Raw genomic sequence first — 22,865 nt, 5'->3', positions numbered from 1 at the left:
TTCGCAGGAATTCCAATGGAACAAGCGCCCTTTACCGTGAACGCCTCCAATTTGGTGGACAAGCACATCGCCACCGTGCTGGTGGTGGACGACACGCCAGAGAACCTGACCTTGATGGGCGCCTTGCTGCGTGACCACTTCATGGTGAAGGTGGCCAACAATGGTGAGAAGGCCTTGAAGATTGCGATGTCTGATACGCCGCCTGACCTGGTGCTGCTCGACATCATGATGCCGGGCCTGGACGGCTACGAGGTGTGCCGCCGGCTCAAGGCCACTGCAGCGACCCGCGATATTGCGGTGATCTTCTTGACGGCCCGCTCAGATCCTGACGACGAGCGCATGGGCTTGGCCCTGGGGGCGGTGGACTACATCACCAAGCCCATCAGCCCTCCGATCTTGCTCGCACGGGTCAACACCCACCTGGCGCTCAAGGCGACTGCCGATTTTCTGCGCGATAAAAGTGCCTACCTGGAGCGCGAGGTGGCGCTGCGCACCCTGGAAGTGCAAGCCATTCAGGACGTGACCATCATGGCCATGACCTCACTGGCAGAAACGCGAGACAACGAGACGGGCAACCACATTCGCCGCATCCAGCTGTATGTGAAAGCGTTGGCAGAACGCTTGCGCAATCACCCCAGGTTTGAAGCTGTGCTCAACGAGCGGATGATCGAGCTTCTCTACAAGTCCGCGCCCCTGCACGACATTGGAAAGATCGGCATTCCCGACAGCATTCTTCTGAAACCCGGCAAGTTGACGGTGGAGGAGTTCGAGGTGATGAAGACCCATACCACCCTGGGGCGCAAAGCGATTGAAGATGCAGAGCGCCGCTTGGGAATGCGTGTGGCGTTTTTGAATGTTTCCAAGGAAATCGCCTACAGCCACCAGGAAAAGTGGGATGGCAGTGGCTACCCGCAGGGTCTGGCGGGTGACCAGATTCCCGTGTCGGCCCGATTGATGGCGGTGGCCGATGTGTACGACGCGCTCATCAACAAGCGGGTCTACAAGGCAGCCTTTTCACACGACCAGGCCTGCAGCACCATCGTCAAAGGCAAGGGCACGCACTTTGACCCGGACATGGTGGACGCTTTTGTGAGCATCGCCGAAGACTTTCGCAGCATCGCGCTGAAGTACCCCGATCCAGAGTGAAGCCGGGTGGGCGCGCGCAGCGCCCTGCCAGGGTGCTGCGCTCAGCTCATCGGTTCAGAACGGTGCGTCGCCCGAGCTCGCTGATGCGTCGGGGTTGGTGGGCTCATCTTCAGCAGCGCTGGCGCTCTCGGCAGAGTTGTCTTCAGCGGCAGCCTGGCGCACGGAAGCCTTGTCACCAGCACTGGCGAACTTGCTGTACTTGCCCAGAATAGGCACGAGCTGGCCGTACACGCGGGGGTTGCCCGCCATGCATTCGCGCTGTTCCATGAAGTCAGCTTCGCCGGTGAAGTTGCCGATCAGGCCACCGGCTTCGGTCACCAGCAGCGAGCCTGCAGCCACGTCCCAGACGGACAGGCCGGTTTCAAAGAAGCCGTCGGTAAAGCCGGCAGCCACGTAAGCCAGATCGAGCGCTGCAGCACCGGGGCGGCGCAGGCCAGCGGTGCGTTGCATCACGTCGCTCATCATGTTCATGTAGCCCTTGAAGTTGTCGCCCGGGCGGAAGGGGAAGCCTGTGGAGATCAGGCAGTCCTTGAGCTGGGTGCGCTTGCTCACGCGGATGCGGCGCTCGTTCAGGAAGGCGCCACGGCCCTTGGTGGCGGTGAACAGGTCGTTGCGGGTGGGGTCGTAAACCACAGCTTGCTCGACCTTGCCCTTGACGGTGAGCGCAATGCTCACGCAGTACACGGGGAAGCCGTGGATGAAGTTGGTGGTGCCGTCCAGCGGGTCGATCACCCAGACGAAATCGGAATGCTTGGCGCCGTACTCTTGGCCCGACTCTTCAGCCAGGATGCCGTGGCCTGGGTAGGCTGTGAGCAGGGTTTCGATGATGATTTTTTCAGCCGCATGATCCACTTCGGTCACAAAGTCGTTGATCTGCTTTTGCGAAATGCGCACGGATTCCACGTCAAGGGCCGCGCGGTTGATGATGGCGCCGGCGGCGCGTGCAGCCTTGATGGCCACGTTGAGCATGGGGTGCAGATTGGACGACATAAATTGTGGTGGTTAGCAAGGCTTTCGGGCGCGCTGGTGGCGTGAAAGTCTTGCGGATCATGAGCGGTGATCGCAGCCGGGCGATGCGGGCGGCGACAATAAGCCCTCTATTTTAGCTGCACCGCCGCTTTTTTACCTAGTCCCCGTTCATGAAGACCCGTTTTGTCCTGATCAACACCAGCCACGCTGGCAACGTGGGCGCCGCTGCCCGTGCCATGAAAGTCATGGGTTTTGATGACCTGGTGCTGGTGGCCCCGCGCTGGCCCAACGTGCTGCGCAAGGAAGAAACCATCCAGCGCGCCAGCGGCGCCCTGGACGTACTGGAGAAGGCCCGTGTGGTGGCCACGCTGGACGAGGCGCTCGACGGAATGAGCCACCTGTGCGCCACGGCCATGACCCCGCGCGACTTCGGCCCGCCCACGGTGGAACCGCGTGTGCACTTCGAAGCGCTATTAAAACAAGAGCGCCTGGCGCTTGCTGCATCAGCGCCAGAGGCCAAAAACGCTTCAAACCCCGCTGGCGGCGGTGAAGCAGGCGGTGGGGCAGCGCCGGCAGGCCAAACCGGCGTAGCCTTTTTGTTTGGCTGCGAACGCTTTGGCATGACCAACGAAGACGTGTACCGGTGCCACGCCGCGCTTTCCATTCCCACCAACCCGCGTTTCGGCTCGCTGAACCTGGGCGCAGCCATCCAGGTCATTGCCTACGACTGGCGCCAGGCGCTGGGCGGCTTTGGCGTGCAAGATGCGACCCCCGCCCGCGTGCAGGCCGATGCGGCCCAGGTGGCGGGCATGCTGGGGCATTGGGAGCAGGCGCTGACCAGCATCGGCTTTCTGGACCCCGCCGCGCCCAAAAAGCTCATGCCCCGCCTGAACCAGCTTTTTAACCGCGCGCAACTCACCCCCGAAGAAATCCACATCTTGCGTGGTGTCGCCAAAGCCATGATCGAGACGGCGCAGGCAAAGCGCTAGACTGCGTTTCCAAATTCCAACAACAACTTGACCATGTTTGCCCGCCTGCGCTCCGATATCCAGTGCATCCTTGACCGTGACCCTGCAGCGCGCAGCACCTGGGAGGTGATCACCTGTTACCCCGGCCTGCACGCCGTGTGGCTGCACCGGCCGGCGCACTGGTGCTGGGGCAACGGGCTGAAATGGCTGGGGCGCTTCATCTCGCACTTTGCGCGCTGGTTCACGGGCATTGAAATCCACCCCGGGGCCAAGATTGGTGAACGCGTGTTTTTCGATCACGCCATGGGCGTGGTGGTGGGCGAAACGGCCGAAATTGGCGACGGCTGCACCATCTACCAGGGCGTGACCCTGGGCGGAACCTCGCTGTACAAGGGTGCCAAGCGCCACCCCACGCTGGGCAAGGATGTGGTGGTGAGCGCCGGTGCCAAGGTGCTGGGCGGCTTTGAAGTGGGCGATGGCGCCAAGATTGGCAGCAATGCCGTGGTCATCAAGCCGGTGCCCGCAGGTGCCACGGCGGTGGGCATTCCCGCGCGCATTATCCCGTCCAAAGAAGGCCAAAGCGCCGACGTGACCGAGCCGCAGCAACCGCGCAAGTTCACGGCCTACGGCATCACCCAGGAAGACGACCCCCTGTCGCAAGCGATGCGCGGCCTGATCGACAACGCCTCTTCGCAAGAGCACCAGATCGCCTTGCTGTGGCAAGCGATTGAGAAGCTGTCGGCCATGCAGAAGACGCAAGACTGCGTGCCCTGCGATGCGGCCCTCAAAGAGCAGTTTGAGGCGGGCAAGCTCACCGAGCTGGTGGGCAAATAAAAGCCCTGGCCTGTGGGGGCACGCGGGGCTGTGCGCATTGCATCGCTCCGCACGGTCGCCTTGAGTGGCTTGTCAGCGGCCCTCAGTTTTTGATGTATGCCTTGATCGCCGCAGCGGTGACCGGGTCGGTCACGGGCACGCTCATCCCCAGTTGAAACCCGCCGCCTGAGCTGCTCAGGATGCTGTAGCGCACCACGGCCCGCAATTCCACGGGTTTGCGGCCGGTGGGTGGCACGGGCAGTGACACCTTCACCGTGCACTCAGTGCGCGCAGGCAGATTGACAGGGCACAACACGCTGAGGCCCCCCTCGCTGATGTCCATGGTGCGCACCGCCATGGGAGGGCGGCCCGTCAGGATCAACTCGGCCTGCACCCGCAGGATGCGCCGCTCGTGGTTGCGGCGTTCGTCATTCGATGGGATGGGCAGTGCGGAGGTCATACAGGGTCAAGAGGTCTTCTGGGCGCCAGGCCCCCTTGCTGTGGGCTTTGGCGCGGATCGCTTTGCGGCTGTGTCAGGCGCGGCCGCAGCGGTTAAGCGGTGGGCACCCGGATCGCGTTTTTAGGGCGAAAGGCTTTGCAGACTTCGTCCCGCGTCTCCAGGTAGGGGCCACCGATCAGGTCAATGCAGTACGGCACCGCAGCAAAGATGCCAGGCACGATTTGCGCGCCATCGGCGCCCTTGAGACCTTCCAGCGTCTCGGCGATCGCCTTGGGCTGGCCGGGCAAGTTGATGATGAGACTCTGGTCGCGGATGACCGCCACCTGGCGCGACAGGATGGCCGTGGGCACGAACTTCAGGCTGATCTGGCGCATCTGTTCGCCAAAACCGGGCATCTCCTTGTGGGCCACGGCCAGCGTGGCCTCGGGCGTCACATCGCGCAGCGCGGGGCCGGTGCCGCCGGTGGTCAGCACCAGGCTGCAGCCCGCGTTCACCAGTTCGATCAGCGTGGCGCTGATGGTGGCTTGCTCGTCGGGAATAAGGCGGGCCTCGAACTGGATGGGGTTGTGCAGCGCACGGCCCAGCCAGTCTTGCAAGGCGGGCAGGCCCTTGTCTTCATACACGCCGGTGCTGGCCCGGTCGCTGATGGAGACAATGCCGATTTTTACGGCATCGTGGCTGCCGGTCAGTGCTTCAGTCATCGCTGTCCTCGTCAGAGTTCGATTCTTCTTCGCGCTCCAGCCCCGTGCCGCCCAGGTGCTCGCGCACCAGCTGGAACAGCTCACGGTATGCACGGCCCTTGCGTGGTGCCAGCCCTTGCGAAACGGCGGCCTTGTCCACGGGCGGCGCATCCTTGCGGGCCTGGCGGATCAGGGCGCGCAGTTGCTGCGTGTCGGTGTTGGGGTACTCGTCCATCCACTGGGGCAGGGTGGCGTCGTCGGCAATCAGGCGGTCGCGCCATTGCTCGGCCAGGTGCAGGCGCAGCTTCTCGGTGGCCGAACCCTTGTGCTGTTCTTCCAGCGCGGTGCGTGCAGCTTCCACAATCTCGGGGTCGAGCTTGCGCATGAGCTTGCCCACGTATTGCATCTGGCGGCGCTTGCCTTCGAAGTTGGTGATGCGCTTGGCTTCAACAATGGCCTCGACCAGCTTGTCGGGCAGGCCCACGGCGTCGAACAGGTCAGAGCGCAGCGTCAGCAGTTCCTTGCCCAGGTCTTGAAGGGCGTCGCTTTCGCGTTTGAGATCGGTGCGGCTGGCATCGGGAGTGCCTTTGAGTTCGGCCTTGAGCTGGATGTCCAGTTCGCTGCCTTCGGCAACGAACTGGCCTCGCACAAAGTAGCCTTTTTTGGGTTTGCGTGACATGGGTGGGGGCAAAGAGAGAGGTGGCAGCGAGTGCGCCACAGTGGCAAGTATCATAGCCGCCGCTATGAATAAACCTTCTACCCGCGCGAAAAGCGCCCCGGCCGCTGCCAAGGCTTCCGCTTCCCTTCAAGAGCCCGCCAGTGGCTTCAGCTACAGCCGCCCGTTTTTTGAAGAGCTGGTAGACCGGGCCCTGGCCCACGCCAAGAAGCTGGGTGCCACCGATGCGGGTGCCGAGGCGTCCGAAGGTTGCGGTCTGTCGGTCAGCGTGCGCAAGGGCGAGCTGGAAAACGTGGAGCGCAACCGCGACAAGTCGCTCGGCGTGACGGTCTACATCGGTCACCGCCGCGGCAATGCCAGCACGTCTGACTTTTCCGAGAAAGCCATCGAGCAAACCGTGCAGGCGGCCTACGACATCGCCCGCTTCACCGCCGAAGACCCCGTGGCTGGCCTGCCCGATGCGGATGACATCGCCCCGCCAGAAACCCACCGCGACCTGGACCTGTTCCACCCCTGGGCCATCACCAGCGAAGAAGCGGCCGAGATGGCCAAGGCCTGTGAGGCTGCAGCGTTCAAGACGCACCGCCGCATCACCAACAGCGAAGGCGCCGGCGTATCTGCCCAGCAAAGCCATTTCTTCAGCGCCCACACGCGCGGTTTTCGCGGTGGCTATGCCAGCTCGCGCCACAGTTTCTCGGTCGCTCCCATCGCCTCGCTGCCCGGCAAGAACGGCGAGATGCAGCGCGATGCCTGGTACAGCTCCATGCGCAACGCGGCCGACCTGGCCTCGCCCGAGGCCGTGGGCCGCTACGCCGCGCAGCGCGCGCTGAGCCGCCTGGGCAGTCGCAAGATCCCCACCACGCAATGCCCTGTGCTGTTTGAATCGACGCTGGCCGCAGGCCTGCTGGGCGGTTTTGTGCAGGCCGTGAGCGGCGGCTCGCTCTACCGCAAGAGTAGCTTCTTGCTTGACTCGCTGGGCAAGATGGTCTTCCCCAAGCACATCGATATTCTGGAAGACCCGTTCATCCTGGGTGGCAAGGGCAGCTCGCCGTTTGACGAAGAAGGCGTGCGCGTGGCGCCGCGCAAGGTGGTCAAGGGCGGGCGGGTTGAGGGTTACTTCCTCTCCAGCTACTCTGCCCGCAAGCTGGGCATGAAGACCACGGGCAACGCCGGGGGCTCGCACAATCTGGTGATGACCTCGCGCCTCACGCAGGCCAGTGACGACCTCGATGCCATGCTGCAAAAGCTGGGCACGGGCCTGTTTGTGGTGGAGCTGATGGGCCAGGGCGTGAACTACGTGACGGGCGACTACTCGCGCGGCGCCAGCGGCTTCTGGGTAGAGAACGGCAAGATCGCCTTCCCCGTGCACGAGATCACCATCGCTGGCAACCTCAAGGACATGCTCAAAGGCATCGAGGCCGTGGGTGCCGATGCCTACAGCTACGGAGCCAAGACGGTGGGCTCCATCCTGGTCAACCGAATGAAAGTGGCGGGCAGCTGATACGGGCGTTCGCGCACCATGCAAAAAGGCTCCTGGGTTTCAGGAGCCTTTTTTGTTGAGCGTTTGATCGGTACGAGGCCGGTGTGGTAGGCGCTGGCAGCTCTCATTTCAGGAGCGCGCCGCACCGGGCGCGCCTGTGCCTGTGTTTCAGCCCGCCGCAATGCGTGCGGCAATCGCCTCACCCACCTGGGTGGTGTTGGCCGTGCCGCCCAGGTCGGGCGTGCGCGGGCCGCTCTTGATGGTTTCTTCAATGGCGCTGACCATGGCGTCGTGCGCCGCGCGTCCTGCGCCCTGGCCCTGGGTCAGGAAGTCCAGCATCAGCGCGCCGGACCAGATCATCGCAATCGGGTTGGCGATGTTCTTGCCGTAGATGTCGGGCGCGGAGCCATGCACCGGCTCGAACAGGCTGGGGAAGTTGCGCTCGGGGTTCAGGTTGGCCGAGGGGGCGAGACCTATGGTGCCGGTGGTGGCGGGGCCCAGGTCACTGAGGATGTCGCCGAACAGGTTGGTGGCGGCTACCACGTCAAAGCGGCCGGGTTGCAGCACAAAGCGGGCGGTGAGGATGTCGATGTGCTGCTTGTCCAGCGTGATCTCTGGGTAGTCCTTGGCGACTTCGTCGGCGCGCTTGTCCCACCAGGGCATGCTGATGGCGATGCCATTGCTCTTGGTGGCCAGGGTGACGTGCTTTTTGGGGCGGCTTTGGGCCAGATCAAAAGCGAACTTGAGCAGGCGGTTGGCGCCGTGGCGCGAGTAGACCGATTCCTGGATGACGATTTCACGGTCGGTGCCTTCGTACATCACGCCGCCGAGCGATGTGTACTCGCCCTCGGTGTTCTCGCGCACCACGTAGTAGTCGATGTCGCCGGGCTTGCGGCCGGCCAGGGGGCAGGGCACGCCTTCAAACAGGCGTACGGGGCGCAGGTTGATGTACTGGTCGAATTCGCGGCGGAACTTGAGCAGTGAACCCCACAGCGAAACGTGGTCGGGCACGGTGGCGGGCCAGCCCACAGCGCCGAAGAAGATGGCGTCCATGCCCGAAAGCTGCGCCTTCCAGTCGTCGGGCATCATCTTGCCGTGCTCGGCGTAATAGTCGCAGCTGGCCCATTCAAAGGTGTGCAGCTGCAAATCCAGGCCAAAGCGCTTGGCGGCGGCCAGGGTGGCTCGCAGGCCTTCGGGCATGACTTCTTTGCCAATGCCGTCTCCGGCAAGCACGGCGATCTGGTAGGTCTTGGACATGGGTCTCCTTGAGGGTGTTGGGTTGGCAGTGGTGGCATTTTCGCGCCATCCTCAGCAAATACAATCTGCGCTCTGTGGTCTCATTGTTTACACATCGTGCATAAAAACCCGTCGCCGGACGACCTGCGCGTCTTCACCATCGTCGTGCGCAAGGCCAGCTTTGCCGAGGCCGCGCAAGAGCTGGGCGCTTCGCCCGCCTTCGTCAGCAAGCGCATCCGCCTGCTCGAAGAAGATCTGGCCGTGAAGCTGCTGCACCGAACCACCCGCCGCGTGAGCGTGACGGAAGAGGGCGAGCGCGTCTTCCACTGGGCGTTGCGCATTCTGGACGACATGGACCAATTGCTGCAGGAGGTGGCCGTGACCCGCGCCGAGCCACGCGGCCTGCTGCGGGTGAGCTGCAGCTTTGGCTTTGGCCGCAGCGTGGTGGCGCCGGTGCTGTCACAACTGGTGGAACGCCACCCCGGCCTGCAAGTGCGGCTGGAGGTGTTTGACCGCCTGGTGGACGTGGCGGGCGAGGGGTTTGACCTGGACGTGCGCGTGGGCGACGAAATTGCGCCGCACCTGATTGCCCGCCGCCTGGCCGACAACCACCGCGTGCTGTGCGCAGCCCCCGCGTACCTGGCGCGGCGCGGTACGCCCCGCACGCTGGCCGAACTGCCGGGGCACGACTGCCTGGTGATCAAGGAGCGCGACCACCCCTTTGGCGTGTGGCGCCTGCGCCAGGGCGCGCAGGAACAGGCGGTGAAGGTGCGCGGCCCCCTGTCGGCCAACAACGGCGAGATGGTGGTGCAGTGGGCGGTGGATGGGCGCGGCATCGCACTGCGTTCCATGTGGGACGTGGCGCCCTTGCTGCAAAGCGGCCAGCTCGTGCAGGTGCTGCCCGAGTGGCGGCAGGAGGCCAACATCTGGGCCGTGTACCCCACGCGGCTGGAACGCTCGGCCAAAGTGCGGGTGTGCGTTGAATTTTTGCAGGAGCAATTTCGCCACCGGCCCTGGGCCAACGCCGCGCACATTGCGCGGGGGGCGGCATGAGCGCCCCGGCGTGGAGTAGCTGGCTGCCGCCTGAAAGCCTGGCCCTGCTGGCCGCCGCCACCTGGGCCACGGCCAGTTTGTTTTCGGCAGCGGCCTCGGCGCGCATGGGGGCGTTTGCCTTCACGCGCTGGCGCATGGTGTTTGCCGCGCTGCTGCTGTGGGGCATGGCGCTGGCCACAGGCCAATGGCGCAGCCTGTGGAGTGACGGCGGCTCTGCCGCCTGGCAGGCCATAGGGCTGCTGGTGCTGTCGGGCGTGATTGGCATCTTTGTGGGCGACACCGCCTTGTTCGCCTGCATGAACCGGCTGGGGCCACGCCGTTCGGGCCTGCTGTTTGCCACGCACTCGCTGTTCACGGTGGTGCTGGCGGCGCTGTTTCTGGATGAGTCGCTCAAAGGCTGGGCTGTGCCCGGCGGCGTGCTGCTGGTGGGCGGCGTGATGGCCGCCATTGCCCTGGGCAGGCGCGAGGGCGCGGCGCACCGGCTGGAGGCCACGCAGGGCCAACTGGCTGCGGGCGTGGCGTTGGGGCTGCTGTCGGCCCTGGGGCAGTCGGTGGGCACGCTGGTGCTCAAGCCCGCAATGGCTGCGGGGCTGGACCCGGTGGCTGCTTCGGCCGTGCGGATGACGGCGGGCTTTGCCTGCCATGCGCTGCTGTGGTGCACAGGGCTGCAGATGGCGCGGGTGCAGTCTGCCCTGCAGTGGCGCGACCTGGCCTACACCTTTGCCAGTGCCACGCTGGCCATGGCCCTGGGCATGACGCTTATCTTGAAAGCGCTGCAACATGGCAGCGCCGGGCTGGTGGGCATGTTGTCGTCGGTATCACCGGTGCTGTTGCTGCCGCTGCTGTGGTGGCGCACCGGGCAACGCCCTGCCTGGGGCGCCTGGCTAGGTGCAGCCATGGCGGTGGTGGGGTGCGCGTTGATATTGGCGTGAAACCTCTGCGGCAGGCCTGGCAGGTGCAGTATTGCAAAAGAAAATAGCTTCCAGCGCTTGCGGAACAAGCGCTGGAAGCTATTGTTTTGATAGTGATGGAGAGGCTCAGCCTGCCAGCGCAGCCTTCACGGCGGCAGACACCTGGCCCATGTCGGCCTTGCCGGCCAGGCGGGTCTTGACCACGCCCATCACCTTGCCCATGTCGCCGGGGCCCGAGGCGCCCACTTCGGCCACGATGGCCTTCACGGCGGCCAGCGTTTCTTCGGCCGACATGCGCTCTGGCAGGTAGGCTTGCAGCACCACCATTTCAGACTTTTCCTTGTCAGCCAGGTCTTGGCGGCCCGCGCCCTCGAAGGCGGCGATGCTGTCCTTGCGCTGCTTGATGAGCTTGTCCACGATGGCGACGATGGCCGCATCGTCCAGCTCCACGCGCTCGTCCACTTCCTTTTGCTTCATGGCCGCCTGCAGCAGGCGGATGGTGCCCAGGCGCTCCGAGTCCTTGGCGCGCATGGCGGTTTTCATGTCTTCAGTGATTTGGGCTTTCAGGCTCATGGTGATCTCCTAAAGGTGAGCGACAGGATTTGCACAAAGCCACTTCGGCTAGGCGTGTCGCCGCAGACAGTAGTTCAGCTACGGCAAGGCGGCACAACGACGCTGAAGTGGCTTTGTGCAAATCCTGAAAAACAAAAAACCCGCGCTTGGCGTCCCTAGCGCGGGTTGTGCGTCGGCCTGGGCCGGCTGCGATCAGTACAGCTTCTTGGGCAGCTGCATGCTACGAACGCGCTTGTAGTGGCGCTTGACGGCAGCGGCTTTCTTGCGCTTGCGCTCAGCAGTGGGCTTTTCGTAGAACTCGCGAGCGCGCAGGTCGGTCAGCAGGCCCAGCTTTTCGATGGTGCGCTTGAAGCGACGCAGTGCAACGTCGAAGGGCTCGTTTTCTTTTACGCGGATGGTGGTCATTAGCTAATGTTTTCCAAAAGTGTGCCGTCAGAGGGTTTTCGGGAAGATCGCGCCCAAAAGCCATGCACAGCGGTTGTCCCCGTCTCTAACTAGTATTGGCCGACGGGGTATTGCCAGCAAAGCCAAAGATTATAGCGCCTTCAATGAAAAACGGTAGCAGTTGGCGCCGAAGTTGCCTGCAAAAGGCCAGCAGACGCCCTCAAAAACCTCATTGCGGCCCTGGCAGCGCCTGCGCGCAGGCCATGCCGCTGGCCCACGCCCACTGAAAGTTGTAGCCGCCCAGCCAGCCGGTGATGTCCACCACCTCGCCAATGAAGTACAGCCCCGGCTGGGCCTTGCATTCCATGGTTTGCTGCGACAGGGCCTTGGTGTCCACGCCGCCCAGCGTCACCTCGGCCTTTTTGTAGCCCTCGGTGCCCGTGGGTGTCAGCTCCCAGCGGGCCAGTTGCTCGGCCAGCTTGGCCAGGGCCTTGTCAGAAGCCTCATTGACAGGGCGCTGCCAGTCGGCCTCGCGCTGCGCCCACGCATCGGCCAGGCGGCTGGGCACCAGCGTGGCCAGCTCGTTGGCAATCAGCTTGCGCGAGCGGGCCTTGGCCTGCTGCAGCGCTTCGGGCAAGTCCACCGTGGGGGCCAGGTTCACGGCCAGGGGCGTGCCCTCGCGCCAGTAGCTGGAGATTTGCAGCACCGCCGGGCCCGACAGGCCGCGGTGGGTGAAGAGCAAGTCCTCATCAAACGCCATGCGCTCCTTTTTGGTGCCCGTGCTGATCTGCACGGGCAATGCCAGCCCCGCCAGTTGGGCATAGGGCTGCCAGCCCGCGCCGTCAAAAGTCAGCGGGACCAGGCCGGGGCGCCGCTCCACCAGCGGAACGTTGAACTGCTGCGCCAGCCGGTAGCCCAGGTCGGTTGCGCCGATCTTGGGGATGGACAAGCCCCCCGTAGCCACCACCACGCTGCGGGTGTGCACTGGGCCCTGGCTGGTATCAATTTGATAGCTGCCGGCGCTTGATTCGTGGGCGTTAGAGGCCAAAAAGGCTATATTTTTGACGCTGCACGGCTGCCAGCGCGTGACCTGGCCTGCTTCGCATTCGGCCAGCAGCATCTGGATGATGTCTTCGGCCGAACGGTCGGCAAACAGCTGGCCCTTGTGCTTCTCGTGGAATGGGATGCCGTGCTTTTGCACCAGCGCAATGAAGTCTGCCGGGGTGTAGCGCGACAGGGCAGAGCGGCAGAACTGCGGGTTCTGCCCCACAAAGTGCTTGTGCGGCGCCCGCACGTCCAGGTCGCGGTTGGTGAAGTTGCAGCGCCCGCCGCCCGAGATGCGGATCTTCTCGGCCACCCTCTCGCTGTGGTCGATGAGCAAGACCTTCAGGCCCCGCTGGCCCGCCTGGCCTGCGCAGAACAAGCCAGCGGCGCCAGCGCCGATGATGACGGCATCAAAAAAAGGGATCGTCTGCACGGGGTGTGAATGCTGTTGGCAAAAAGGGCTGATTGTGCCGACTTTGCCTGCACCGTAGCCCCCCCGCCCGTGGAACACGCGCTGATCATGCCAGCTACCGCCGCGCAAGGGCCGCCCCGCCGCGCTGGCGGTGTCCCCCTTCCCGAATGGCGCGGCCATTCGAGAGAAGGGGGAAGCGGCGCAGCCGCACAGGGGGATGCTTAGAACGCCGCGCGCAGCGTCACGCTCACGTTGCGCGGGTCCGCGTAGTTGCCGTAGTCCAGATTGGCCCAGTATTTCTGGTTGGTGACATTGTTCACCGCCAGCGTGGCGCTGAGCTTGGGGTTGAACTGCCAGGACGCGCGCAGGTTGAGGATGGCCTTGGGCGACTGCTTCACCGTTACGGTGCCGCTGGGGTGCGGGATGTTGAAGCCTTCAATGGAGCTTTGCCAGGTGAGGTTGCCGCCCACTGACAGCGGCGCCAGCGCCCCCGAGAGCTGGTAGTCCGTGCCCAGCTGCAGCAGGTAGTCGGGCATGTTGGCGTAGATCAGGTCGGTGGGCGCGCGCGTGACCTTGGCTCGGGTCAGGCCCGCGCTCACGCGCCACTGCCGGGTGGCCATGCCTGCGAACTCCAGCTCGAAGCCGGTGGATTTGGTGCCATTCACCGCCACATAGGGCAGGGTCCCGTCGGGCAGCGGCGTGGTGATGGCACCGTCGCGCACGCCGAAGTTGTCTTGCTTGGTCTGGAAGACCGCAAAGTGTGCCTGGATGCGGCGCTCGAACAGCTCGGCTTTCAGCCCAGCCTCGGCATTGCTGCCGATGACGGGCGAAAGCGGGGTGTTGTTGCGGTCCTTGTAGTTCTGCGGGTTGAAGATGCGCGCGTAGCTGGCATAGGCCGACAGCGTGGGCGTGATGTCGTACACCGCGCCGATGAAGGGCGTGACCTTGCGGTTCTCGTCCTGGATGGCCGAGCGGCCCGCATAGGCGCCGGTGGTGCCATAGGTGTCGGAATGGCGGTGCCAGTCGGTCATACGCAGGCCGGTGAGCACCGACAGCGGGTCGGCCACGCGCCAGCGTGCCGAGGCGAACAGGCCGGTCTGCTGCGTGATCTGCGTGCGCCAGGCGCCTGTCTTGGAGTAGGTGGGTGCAGGCGCATTGCCGTCCCAGGTGTAGATGTTGGGGATCACGTAGCTCCAGCCTGCCACGGACGTGTAGCCATCGGTGCGCGAGGCGGTGCGGGTGGAACTCATGCCCACCACCAGGTCGTGCTTGCGGCCGCCCAGCTCGAACTTGCCCGACAGGTACGCGTCCACCGTGTCCTGCTTTTCGCTGCCGCCGTTGACAGCGGCATACAGCGTGGTGCCCGCGCCCGTCACGGGGTCGATGAATGGGGCCCTGGACGTGGTGGCACCGTAGCCGTAGGTGCTCAGACGGAAGGTGTCGCCCTCGGTGTGGTTCAGCGCCGCCTTCAGGCTCCAGTCGTCGTTGAGCTGGTGGTCCAGCGTGGCGTAGAGCGTGCCGGAGGTGCGCTCCCAGCGTGTCCACGATGGCGAGAAGCTGGTGGAGATCGGCAGGTCGATGGGCGCACCCGTGGTGGCAAAGCGCGGGATGGTGCCCCAGATCGGCGCTTTGGGGTCGTTGGACTGGCGCTGGTAGCCCACCGCCACCACGGTGGACTGGCCGATGTCGGCCTCTACCGCAGCGAGCAGGGCGGTCTTGTCCTCGGAGTAGCGGTCGCGGAAGCTCTCTTTCTTCTGCGGGGCGACGACCAGGCGGCTGCGCACGCTGCCGTCGCTGTTGAGCGGTGCGTTCAGGTCCAACTCGCCCCGGTACAGGTTCCACGAGCCCGCCGTGAGCGCCACAGAGGCCGCGAACTCGCGCTGCGGGCGCTTGCGGATCATGTTGATGGTGGCCGAAGGCACGCCTACTCCGGTCTGGATGCCGTTGGCGCCGCGCACGATGTCGATGCGTTCGTACAGGGCAGTGTCGAATTCCTGGTTGGTGCTGCTGCTGTAGCTGGGCAGGCCGTCCGTCTGGAAGTCGGTGATCTGAAAGCCGCGCGCGTAGTACAGCGGGCGCTGCGTGTCATAAAAACTCACCGCAATGCCGTTCACGTTGCGCAGCACCGCATCAATGCTGGTGAGCGACTGGCGCTCGATCTGCGCGCGGGTCACGGTGCTGGTGGACTGCGGGGTTTCGCGCGGCGTCAGGGGCAGGCGGGTGGAGGCGCTTTCGCGTGCGCCAGAGATGGTGATGCTCCCTAGCGCTTTGGGCTCTTGCACCAATTCATCGGGCGCACTGGCTGGGGGCTGCTCGGCGGGCTGCTGTGCGGCAGTACCCGTTTGGGCCCAGGCGGGGCTGAAGGTGAAAACGGCGACCGCCAGGGCAATGGGATGCAGGCTGGGGGCGGCAGCACGGCGGCTGCCAGCAGGGCACGATGAGCGCATGCGGGGTTCCTGAAGGGGAGGGTGAGGACACTGGCTGGCGGCGCAGCCCCTTCAGGACGCACGGCTTGCTAACGGAGCCGTGCATTGTAAATTTATTGAGAATAGTTCTTGTTTATTTGTTGCCAGGTGTTGTTGCGGAACGACGACCAGAGGGGGGGCACGCATCGCGCGGGCCCCGTACACGCACCAAGCCAGCTCAGGCTGCAGATGCGCGCAGCGTGTTCCTAGCCCTTCCACGTGAACGGAAACTTCAATTGCTTGATGAACCCGTTGGGCACGTAGTCGCCCAGCACGCCGTAGTGCTCAGGCCACAGCTTGGTGCTTTTGACGGCGGTGCCGAACAGGTAGTCCAGAAACGCGAAGTGCGCCGCGTAGTTTTTGTCCAGCGCTTCCTGGTCCTGGCTGTGGTGCCAGTGGTGGAAGTTGGGCGTGACCAGCACGTAGCGCAGCGGGCCCAGGCGCACGCTCACGTTGGCATGGTTGAACACCGCCTGGAAGCCCACGATGACGATGTACGCATCGATCACTTCCTTGGAAAAGCCCAGCACGTAGATGGGCGCCAGCACCATCGAGCGGGTGATGATCAGCTCCAGGATGTGCTGGCGCGAGCCGGCCATCCAGTCCATGCTTTTGACGCTGTGGTGCACGGCGTGCAGGCGCCACAGCAGCGGCACCTCGTGGTATGCGCGGTGCGTCCAGTACTGCACCAGGTCGGCCACCAAAATGATGAGGAACAGCGCCACCCAGAAGTTCAGCCCCTGCACCCAGCCGCGAATGCCATCGTTGGCGGCCCAGCCAAAGAACTTGTGCACGATGAGGTTGGTGGCCAGCAGCACAAAGCCCACCACCATGTGGTTCACGATAAAGTGGTGAAAGTCCGTCTGCCACTCGGCGCGGAACACGGGCTGGTCCTTGCGGTGCGCAAACAGCTTTTCAATGAAGATGAAGATGAGCGAGCTGCCCAGCAGATCCAGGATGAACCAGTCCAGGCCAATGTAGGGCGTGTGGTCCGGGAAGTTGGGGTCCACCTCTACCTTGTGCCCACCCAGCAAGGCTGCCAAGGCCACCATGGCGAAGGCGAACGTTGCCAGCCACCGGGCTCGGTTGAACAGGATGTTGACCAGCGAGATGCCTCCCGCAATGGCCATGGCGGCCAGCATGATGGTGCGGATGATGTTCACGTCGTAGCTCTTGCGCAGCTCGGGCGTGGTGAGGTACTGCGGAAAGTGAAACGCCAGCACGCCCAGCAGGCACAAAATGGCCAGCGTGAGCGCGATGACGCCTGACACCAGCCCCTTGCCCATGCGCAGTGCGCCGTGGCTTTCGGTGAATTCGTTGAGTTTTTCTAGTTCGATCATTGTTGGTTCCTCCCTTGCATCCGAGAGGGAAAGCCTCGGATGCCCGCGCGAGTGTAGCGAAGCAGGCACGGCGCGTGCATGTTGTGTGATCCAGCGCAAAGCACGGCCCAGCGGATCGGGCCCCACTCCTAAAATCGCAGCATGAACATCCCTTCACACCAACTCAGCATGACCGTGCTCATGTCGCCCGACATGGCCAACTTCTCGGGCAACGTGCACGGCGGCGCCATCCTCAAGTTGCTCGACCAGGTGGCGTATTCGTGCGCCAGCCGCTATTCGGGCTGCTACACCGTGACGCTGAGCGTGGACCAGGTGATGTTTCTGCAGCCGATCCACGTGGGTGAACTGGTGACGTTTCTGGCCAGTGTGAACTACACCGGTAGTTCGTCGATGGAAGTGGGCATCAAGGTGGTGGCAGAAGAGATTCGCTCGCAGGTGGTGCGCCATGTGAACAGCTGCTTTTTCACCATGGTGGCGGTGGATGAAAACCGCAAACCCGTGGCCGTGCCGACATTGACCCCATCCACCCCGGACGAGCGCCGCCGCTGGGATGCCGCCTTGATGCGCAAAACACTGCGCAAGGAATTGGCTGCGCGATTTGCCGAAGTGCGCCAGACGGCGGGGCAGTGAAACCCGCAGGGGTAACGCGTGACGCGCGGCTCCAGGCGCTGTGGCTGAAGGCGTGATCAGGTCGCGCGGCGGGCCTGGGGCGTAGCCTCAGCCGCGTCCTGCGTGGCCAGCGCCACCCCGCGCACCACATCCCCCACCACGATCACTGAGGGGCTGCCCAGCCCCTGCTCGGTGATGGTGGCCTGCAGCTGCCCCAGAGTGGTGATGGCGTGCCGCTGGTGGGGCAGGCTGGCGTGCTGGATGATGGCCACCGGCGTGTGCGCAGGCAGGCTGCTCAGCAACTCTTGCTCGATGGTGGCGGCGCCGCTCACGCCCATGTAAATCACCAGGGTGAGCTTGGCATCTTTGGCGGTGCGGGCCAGGGCTTTCCAGTCGGTGCCGGTGTCGCCGGGCTTGGCATGGCCGGTGACAAACACCACGCCGTGCGCGTGCTCGCGGTGGGTGAGCGGTGCACCCAGGGATGTAAGGCCCGCCAAGCCGGCGGTAATGCCATTGATCACCGTCACCGGCACGCCTGCTGCGCGCAGGTGTTCCACCTCTTCGCCGCCACGGCCAAAGATGAACGGATCGCCGCCCTTGAGACGCACCACGTTCTCGCCCTCGTTCACGGCCATCAGCATCAGTTTTTCGATGAAGGCCTGGGGCGTGCTTTTGCAGCCACCGCGCTTGCCCACGTAAACGATGCGGGCGCTGGGCGAGGCGTGGGCCACGATGGCGTCGCTCACCAGGTCGTCCACCAACAGCACCGTGGCAGCCTGGATGGCCTTGAGCGCCTTGATGGTGAGCAGCTCTGGGTCTCCTGGCCCAGCGCCCACCAAGGTGCATTGTCCGCCCGTGCCCAAATGGGGGCGGGTCGGGTCGGAAGTGGGAAAGGTAGGGCTGCTCATGCTGGGTGTCTCTCAAGAAATTTGAGCTGCAAGTTGCAAGATATGTTCCACCTGCCGCGCCAGCGCCGGGGGCACCGGCAGGGCGCCTGCCAGCACCTGCCGCGTGTATTCGGCCGTGGTGGCTACGTCGATTTCGTTGGGCAGGCCGGCCACTTCGGCGGCGGTGCCAGGTTGCTGCTCTTCCAGTAACTGGTGCTGCCCGGCCACGAATGCGTCATAACGGGGCGTGCGGCGCGGGTCGGTGGCCACTTCGCCTTCCAGCCCGCGCGAGAGCAGGGCAGTCATCCCCATGCTGGTGAATGTGGCGTGCAGCATGTCCAGGTATTCGGGGTGGGTGTAGGCCGTGACCACCACGGCAGGGCCCGCGCAGGGGTTCATCAACTTGACCACGCTGTGCCCCGGGTTGCGCAGGCCCACGACCTGCCGCACGGCCAGCAGCCGCGCCAGGCCGGGGTGCAAGTGCTGGGTGTGGATGTGTGCCACCTGTCCGTTTGCTATGGTTTCAGGAGCTGCTAGCGCTTTGATATCAAGCGCTTCAAGCACATCTGATGCCAAAATTCTGCGCGCCTCGGTGCGCATGCCGTGCAGCAGCACGGGCAGCCCCTTGCGTGCCAGCAGCAGGGCCAGCAGCGGGGTCAGCACCGGTAGCTTGCGGGCGCCGTTGTAGCTGGGCAGAACGATGGTGGGGCGGCTGGTGGCTGGCAACTTGGCCAGCCGCTGGTGCGTGGCATCCAGAAAACCGCACATCTCTTCGGGCGTTTCGCCCTTGATGCGCATGGCCAGGCAGAAGGCGCCAATCTCCAGGTCGCTCACCTGCCCGTCCAGCACCTGGCCGAACAGGTCGGTGGCCTGCTCGCGCGACAGCGGCTTGGCGCCGCGCGCGCCGCGCCCAATCTCTTTGATGTACTGACTGATGGCCATAGTGGCTCGGTGGCTTCGTGGGGATGGATTGATTTTCTCGCAACCCAGAGAACTTTTGGTTATATGACGGCCTGCGCCATGGGCTTGGACGCCAGCGGCCCCGTGGCCCGCACCATGCGTTTCAGCTCGGGCAGGCACGATCCGCAGTTGGTGCCGCAGCGCAGTTGGCCCTGCAATTGCGCCAGCCGGTCGTCGTCCGTGCCGTGGCAGCGTGCCAGCTCGGCGGTGATGGCGGCGTCTGTCACGTTGAAGCAGGTGCACACCGGCTTGCCGCGCGACTGCACGGCCACGGGGGCCTTGGCGCCGGGCACCAGCAGCAGGCGGCCGTAGGTCTGTGCAGGAAGCTCTTCTTGCAGCAGGGTCTTGAGCCAGCCTTCGGCGCTGGTGACGCCAGCGAGCACGATGCCTTCGAGCGTGGTGTTGTCGCCCTGGCGGGCCAGCCGTGCGGCGCGGCGCTGGCCGCGTTTTTTGTCGGCATAGCGCAGCGTGTCGGCGCCTGCCATGCCCAGCAGGGCTTCTATCTGTGCGATGAGCGCGTCGGGCGGTGCCTCGTGGGCGGCGGCGCGCAGCAGCACGCCAGTGCGCTCGCGGCCGGGCTCATCCAGCGGGGTGTTGTTGCTGAAGGGCACGCAACTGGCAAACGCAAACTGCGCCATCAGCGCAGACAAGGCTTCGCGCGCTGCCAGCGCGCCCTCGGCAGGCAACCAGGCCATGGCTAGCAGCGTCCACGGCAGCTCGGCCTTGAGCACCTTCACGGCCGCGTGCTTGAGCTCGGGCTGCTTGGACGTGGGGCAATAGGCCGAGGTGGTGAGCGCGTTCACGCCTACCAAGCGCTCGCCGGTGGACGAGCAGCCGCTCAAAAATTCGCTGCCCCAGTGCATGGCCATGAAGGCCTGCGACAGGCCCACGGTGGTGTCGGCCTGCGCGGGTACCACGATGGTGCCGCGCTTGCTCGTCACGTAGACCAAGTCGCCGTTCTTCAGGCCGCGCCGCTCCATGTCCTGCGGGTGCAGCTGCACGCTGGGCTCGGCCACATGGCCAAACAGGCGGCCCAGCGTGCCGGTGCGGGTCATGCCGTGCCACTGGTCGCGCAGGCGGCCCGTGGTCAGGCTGAAGGGGTAGCGCGATTCGCGTTGTTCCGCCGTGGGTTGCCAGGCATGCGCGGCAAAACGGGCGCGGCCGTCGGCCGTGGGGAAGATGCCGTCTTCGTACAGGCGGGCCTTGCCGATGTCGCGCCTTCGGGCCGGCAACGCGGTCGCGTTGCCGTCCACATTGCCGCCGCCGGCCGTGTCCGTAGGACACGGCCACTGCTGCGGGCCTTGCGCTTCAAGCATGTCCCAGGACAGCCCCGTGATGTCCAGGTCACGCCCGCGTGTGCTCTCGCGGTGTTCATTCCAGACCGCTTCAGCACCTGCATCGGCAGCATCGGTGGCGTAAGGGAACAACGTCGTCGCGCCGGGCCGCAGGAGTGCCTCCAGCTGGTGCGCAAACTGCACCGCAATGGCCCAGTCGTGGCGCGCCAGGCCGGGTGCGGGCACGGCCGTGCGCACGCGGGAGATGCGGCGCTCGCTGTTGGTCACGGTGCCGGTCTTCTCGCCCCAGGTGGTCGCGGGCAGCAGCAGGTCGGCAAAGGCGCAGGTCGCGGCGGTGGCAAAGGCCTCCTGCACCACCACAAACTCTGCGCGTTGCAGTGCGCGGCGCACGGTGGCCTGATCGGGCATGCTTTGCGCGGGGTTGGTGCAGGCAATCCACAGGGCCTTGATCTCGCCGTCAGCGGCCGCCTGGAACATCTCCACCGCCGTCTTGCCGGGCTTGGATGGCACATCGGCCACGCCCCACAGCGCGGCGACTTCGGCGCGGTGCTGCGGGTTGGCCAGGTCGCGGTGGGCGCTGAGCAAATTGGCCAGCCCACCCACTTCGCGCCCACCCATGGCGTTGGGCTGGCCGGTCAGGCTGAAGGGGCCCGCGCCGGGTTTGCCGATCTGCGCGGTGGCCAGGTGCAGGTTGATGAGTGTGGCGTTCTTGGCGGTGCCGCTGCTGCTCTGGTTCAGGCCCTGGCAGTAGAGGCTCAGGGTCGCTTTGGAGGTGGCGAACCATTTTGCGGCGGTGGTCAGGTCGGCCACGCTGATGCCGCAGGTCTGCGCCACGCGCTCGGGCGTGCAGTCGCGCACCAGGGCCTTGAGTTCGTCAAAGCCCGTGGTGTGCGCGGCGATGTATTCGGCGTCCGTCCAGCCCTCCCACAGCATCAGGTGCAGCATCCCGTTGAACAGCATCACGTCGCTGCCAGGCTGGATGGGCAAAAACAGGTCGGCCATGCCCGCCGTGTCGGTGCGGCGCGGGTCGGCCACGATGACCTTCATGCCGGGGTTGGCGGCGCGTGCGTCTTCGATGCGGCGAAACAAGATGGGGTGTGCCCAGGCCGCGTTGCTGCCCACGATGAACACGCACTGCGCGTGTTTCACGTCGTCGTAGCAGGCGGGTGGCGCGTCGGCGCCCAGCGTTTGCTTGTAGCCGGCCACCGCGCTGCTCATGCACAGGCGCGAGTTGGTGTCGATGTTGTTGGTGCCGATCAGGCCCTTGGCGAGCTTGTTGAAGACGTAGTAGTCCTCCGTCAGCAACTGGCCGCTGACGTAGAAGCCCACGGCGTCAGGGCCGTGCTGGGCGATGGTGTGGGCGAACCGGTCGGCCGCCAGCGTCAGTGCGGCATCCCAGGGCAGCGGCTGTGGTTTGTCGCCGCGTTGAGCGCGGTGCTGTGGTTGCAGCAGCCGCGTTTGCTGGGTGACGGGGCTGGTAGCCGTGAGGTGCAGGGTCGAGCCCTTGGTGCACAGGCGGCCAAAGTTGGCGGGGTGGGTGGGGTCGCCGCGCACGCCGGTGATCTGCGCGCCTTCGGATTCGATGATCACGCCGCAGCCTACGCCGCAGTATGGGCAGGTGGATTTTGTTTCTTGCATGGCGTGGTTTCCATGTTTTTGGGCTCTAGCGCTTGTATATCAAGCGCTATCAGCTATTGTTTTGATAGTGTTTGGGTTGCCGTCATCCGATCGTTTGGGCTGAGCCTGTCGAAGCGGAGGCGCGCTGATTTGAAAAGCATGCCCGTGTTGAGTGCGGGAGCCGGGAGTCGCCCGGCGTGCGAGTAACTTTCTCTTGCTTCGCCAAAAGAAAGTCACCAAAGAAAAGGCGACCCCCAGTCTGCGACCCCTTCGCTGTGCGAAGGGGCAAACCTGCGGCGTGTCGGTTGCGGGGTGCGCCGTGGAACTCACTGCGCTGCGTTGCAGCTTCGTTCAGACATCCACGGCGAGTCAGTTCACGAAGCACGCGCGCTCCGACGCGCGTGCCACCCCGCAACCGCCCCGCCGCAGGCGCAGCCAGCAGGGGTTTGGACAGCCGGACATCCACACGGGCCATCGCTGCGCTCGGCCCGGTCTGCGCAGCGCGTGGCGCTTGCGCCCTCGAAACGGGGCCGAGCGCAGCGATGGCCCGGATGGATGTCCGCTCCCTGGGTTCCCTTCTGCGCGTGCCGAGAAGCGCAGGGCAGGGGGTGCGTGCGTGTGCCGAAGGACACACGCACTTCGTGCACTGACTTGCCGCAGCTGTTTGAACGGAGCGCGCAGCGCGCAGTGAGTTCTGCGGCGCACCCCCTGACCGAGCATCGCAGGTTGCCCCGTAGCGCAGCGAAGGGGACGCGCGCAGTAGGGTCGCCTTCTCTTTGGTGACTTTCTCTTGGCGACGCAAGAGAAAGTTACTGCGCCGCCGGGCGCACACCCCGGCCTCCGCCCTCAGCAAAGGCACAGAACCAGACAGAAGCCAAGAACCACCC

Annotated in this window: 20 protein-coding genes; 7 read left to right on the top strand and 13 right to left on the bottom strand. The window is 64.8% G+C overall.

What is annotated here, in order from left to right; translation table 11 throughout:
* Positions 1-15 precede the first annotated feature (15 nt).
* Positions 16-1,146 carry a response regulator gene (locus tag BDD18_RS17590; protein WP_142084754.1) on the top strand — a complete coding sequence of 377 codons (1,131 nt, stop codon included), beginning with the start codon at positions 16-18 and terminating at the stop codon, positions 1,144-1,146.
* Between the two features lie 54 nt (positions 1,147-1,200).
* Here BDD18_RS17590 and BDD18_RS17585 read toward each other — a convergent pair whose 3' ends face one another.
* The gene (locus tag BDD18_RS17585; protein WP_142084752.1) at positions 1,201-2,136 is read right to left on the bottom strand and encodes an inositol monophosphatase family protein; all 936 of its coding nucleotides are present in this window, start codon (positions 2,134-2,136) and stop codon (positions 1,201-1,203) included.
* A gap of 149 nt (positions 2,137-2,285) precedes the next feature.
* Here BDD18_RS17585 and BDD18_RS17580 point away from each other — a divergent pair, with 149 nt between their 5' ends.
* Positions 2,286-3,104, top strand: a complete 819-nt coding sequence (locus tag BDD18_RS17580; RefSeq protein ID WP_142084749.1) for an RNA methyltransferase — start codon at positions 2,286-2,288, stop codon at positions 3,102-3,104.
* Between the two features lie 33 nt (positions 3,105-3,137).
* Positions 3,138-3,917: a serine O-acetyltransferase gene (gene cysE / locus BDD18_RS17575; RefSeq protein WP_142084747.1), complete on the top strand. Its 780-nt coding sequence runs from the start codon at positions 3,138-3,140 to the stop codon at positions 3,915-3,917.
* An 82-nt stretch (positions 3,918-3,999) separates the two neighbouring features.
* On the opposite strand, the gene BDD18_RS17570 is transcribed toward cysE, so the two are convergent.
* From BDD18_RS17570 to yjgA, 3 genes are all read right to left on the bottom strand, one after another.
* Positions 4,000-4,356 (bottom strand): PilZ domain-containing protein, encoded by a 357-nt coding sequence (locus tag BDD18_RS17570; protein WP_142084745.1) that lies wholly within the window; start codon positions 4,354-4,356, stop codon positions 4,000-4,002.
* A 92-nt stretch (positions 4,357-4,448) separates the two neighbouring features.
* A complete protein-coding gene (gene mog, locus BDD18_RS17565) occupies positions 4,449-5,057 on the bottom strand; it encodes a molybdopterin adenylyltransferase (RefSeq protein WP_142084743.1) in 609 nt (202 codons plus the stop codon).
* Positions 5,050-5,715, bottom strand: a complete 666-nt coding sequence (yjgA, locus tag BDD18_RS17560; RefSeq protein ID WP_142084742.1) for a ribosome biogenesis factor YjgA — start codon at positions 5,713-5,715, stop codon at positions 5,050-5,052. The genes mog and yjgA overlap by 8 nt, the downstream gene beginning before the upstream one ends.
* Positions 5,716-5,779: 64 nt before the next feature.
* On the opposite strand from yjgA, the gene pmbA reads away from it, so the two are divergent.
* Positions 5,780-7,213 carry a metalloprotease PmbA gene (gene pmbA / locus BDD18_RS17555; protein ID WP_142084741.1) on the top strand — a complete coding sequence of 478 codons (1,434 nt, stop codon included), beginning with the start codon at positions 5,780-5,782 and terminating at the stop codon, positions 7,211-7,213.
* Positions 7,214-7,360: 147 nt separating this feature from the next.
* Here pmbA and BDD18_RS17550 read toward each other — a convergent pair whose 3' ends face one another.
* Positions 7,361-8,449, bottom strand: coding sequence for a tartrate dehydrogenase (locus BDD18_RS17550; protein ID WP_142084740.1), 1,089 nt, complete (start codon positions 8,447-8,449; stop codon positions 7,361-7,363).
* A gap of 96 nt (positions 8,450-8,545) precedes the next feature.
* On the opposite strand from BDD18_RS17550, the gene BDD18_RS17545 reads away from it, so the two are divergent.
* Positions 8,546-9,481: a LysR substrate-binding domain-containing protein gene (locus tag BDD18_RS17545; RefSeq protein WP_142084739.1), complete on the top strand. Its 936-nt coding sequence runs from the start codon at positions 8,546-8,548 to the stop codon at positions 9,479-9,481.
* Positions 9,478-10,413 (top strand): DMT family transporter, encoded by a 936-nt coding sequence (locus tag BDD18_RS17540; protein ID WP_142084738.1) that lies wholly within the window; start codon positions 9,478-9,480, stop codon positions 10,411-10,413. The genes BDD18_RS17545 and BDD18_RS17540 overlap by 4 nt, the downstream gene beginning before the upstream one ends.
* A gap of 105 nt (positions 10,414-10,518) precedes the next feature.
* Here BDD18_RS17540 and BDD18_RS17535 read toward each other — a convergent pair whose 3' ends face one another.
* The 5 genes from BDD18_RS17535 to BDD18_RS17515 form a co-directional block, all read right to left on the bottom strand.
* Entirely contained in the window at positions 10,519-10,965 is a 447-nt protein-coding gene (locus BDD18_RS17535; protein WP_044398339.1) for a GatB/YqeY domain-containing protein, read from the bottom strand.
* Between the two features lie 192 nt (positions 10,966-11,157).
* A complete protein-coding gene (gene rpsU / locus BDD18_RS17530) occupies positions 11,158-11,370 on the bottom strand; it encodes a 30S ribosomal protein S21 (RefSeq protein ID WP_007833691.1) in 213 nt (70 codons plus the stop codon).
* A 208-nt stretch (positions 11,371-11,578) separates the two neighbouring features.
* On the bottom strand, positions 11,579-12,826 hold the full coding sequence (locus BDD18_RS17525; protein WP_244939128.1) for a BaiN/RdsA family NAD(P)/FAD-dependent oxidoreductase: 1,248 nt from the start codon (positions 12,824-12,826) through the stop codon (positions 11,579-11,581).
* A gap of 200 nt (positions 12,827-13,026) precedes the next feature.
* A complete protein-coding gene (locus tag BDD18_RS17520; protein WP_244939127.1) occupies positions 13,027-15,252 on the bottom strand; it encodes a TonB-dependent siderophore receptor in 2,226 nt (741 codons plus the stop codon).
* 224 nt (positions 15,253-15,476) lie between these two features.
* Complete coding sequence (locus BDD18_RS17515; RefSeq protein WP_066789374.1) at positions 15,477-16,610, bottom strand: sterol desaturase family protein; 1,134 nt, start codon at positions 16,608-16,610, stop codon at positions 15,477-15,479.
* Between the two features lie 141 nt (positions 16,611-16,751).
* On the opposite strand from BDD18_RS17515, the gene BDD18_RS17510 reads away from it, so the two are divergent.
* Positions 16,752-17,240: an acyl-CoA thioesterase gene (locus BDD18_RS17510; protein ID WP_044401143.1), complete on the top strand. Its 489-nt coding sequence runs from the start codon at positions 16,752-16,754 to the stop codon at positions 17,238-17,240.
* Between the two features lie 56 nt (positions 17,241-17,296).
* On the opposite strand, the gene cobA is transcribed toward BDD18_RS17510, so the two are convergent.
* The 3 genes from cobA to BDD18_RS17495 are packed head-to-tail and all read right to left on the bottom strand — an operon-like array spanning position 17,297 to position 21,999.
* Entirely contained in the window at positions 17,297-18,127 is an 831-nt protein-coding gene (cobA, locus tag BDD18_RS17505; protein ID WP_066789376.1) for a uroporphyrinogen-III C-methyltransferase, read from the bottom strand.
* A 12-nt stretch (positions 18,128-18,139) separates the two neighbouring features.
* Positions 18,140-19,048, bottom strand: coding sequence for a DNA-binding protein YbiB (gene ybiB, locus BDD18_RS17500; protein ID WP_066789378.1), 909 nt, complete (start codon positions 19,046-19,048; stop codon positions 18,140-18,142).
* A 59-nt stretch (positions 19,049-19,107) separates the two neighbouring features.
* Complete coding sequence (locus tag BDD18_RS17495) at positions 19,108-21,999, bottom strand: nitrate reductase (protein ID WP_142084736.1); 2,892 nt, start codon at positions 21,997-21,999, stop codon at positions 19,108-19,110.
* Between the last annotated feature and the right edge of the window lie 866 nt (positions 22,000-22,865).

The organism is Acidovorax temperans (assembly GCF_006716905.1).
In the GTDB taxonomy this organism is placed as follows: Bacteria; Pseudomonadota; Gammaproteobacteria; order Burkholderiales; family Burkholderiaceae_C; genus Acidovorax; species Acidovorax temperans.
Note: the sequence above shows the minus strand (reverse complement) of the source record. Positions and strands in the feature narration are given on the sequence as shown.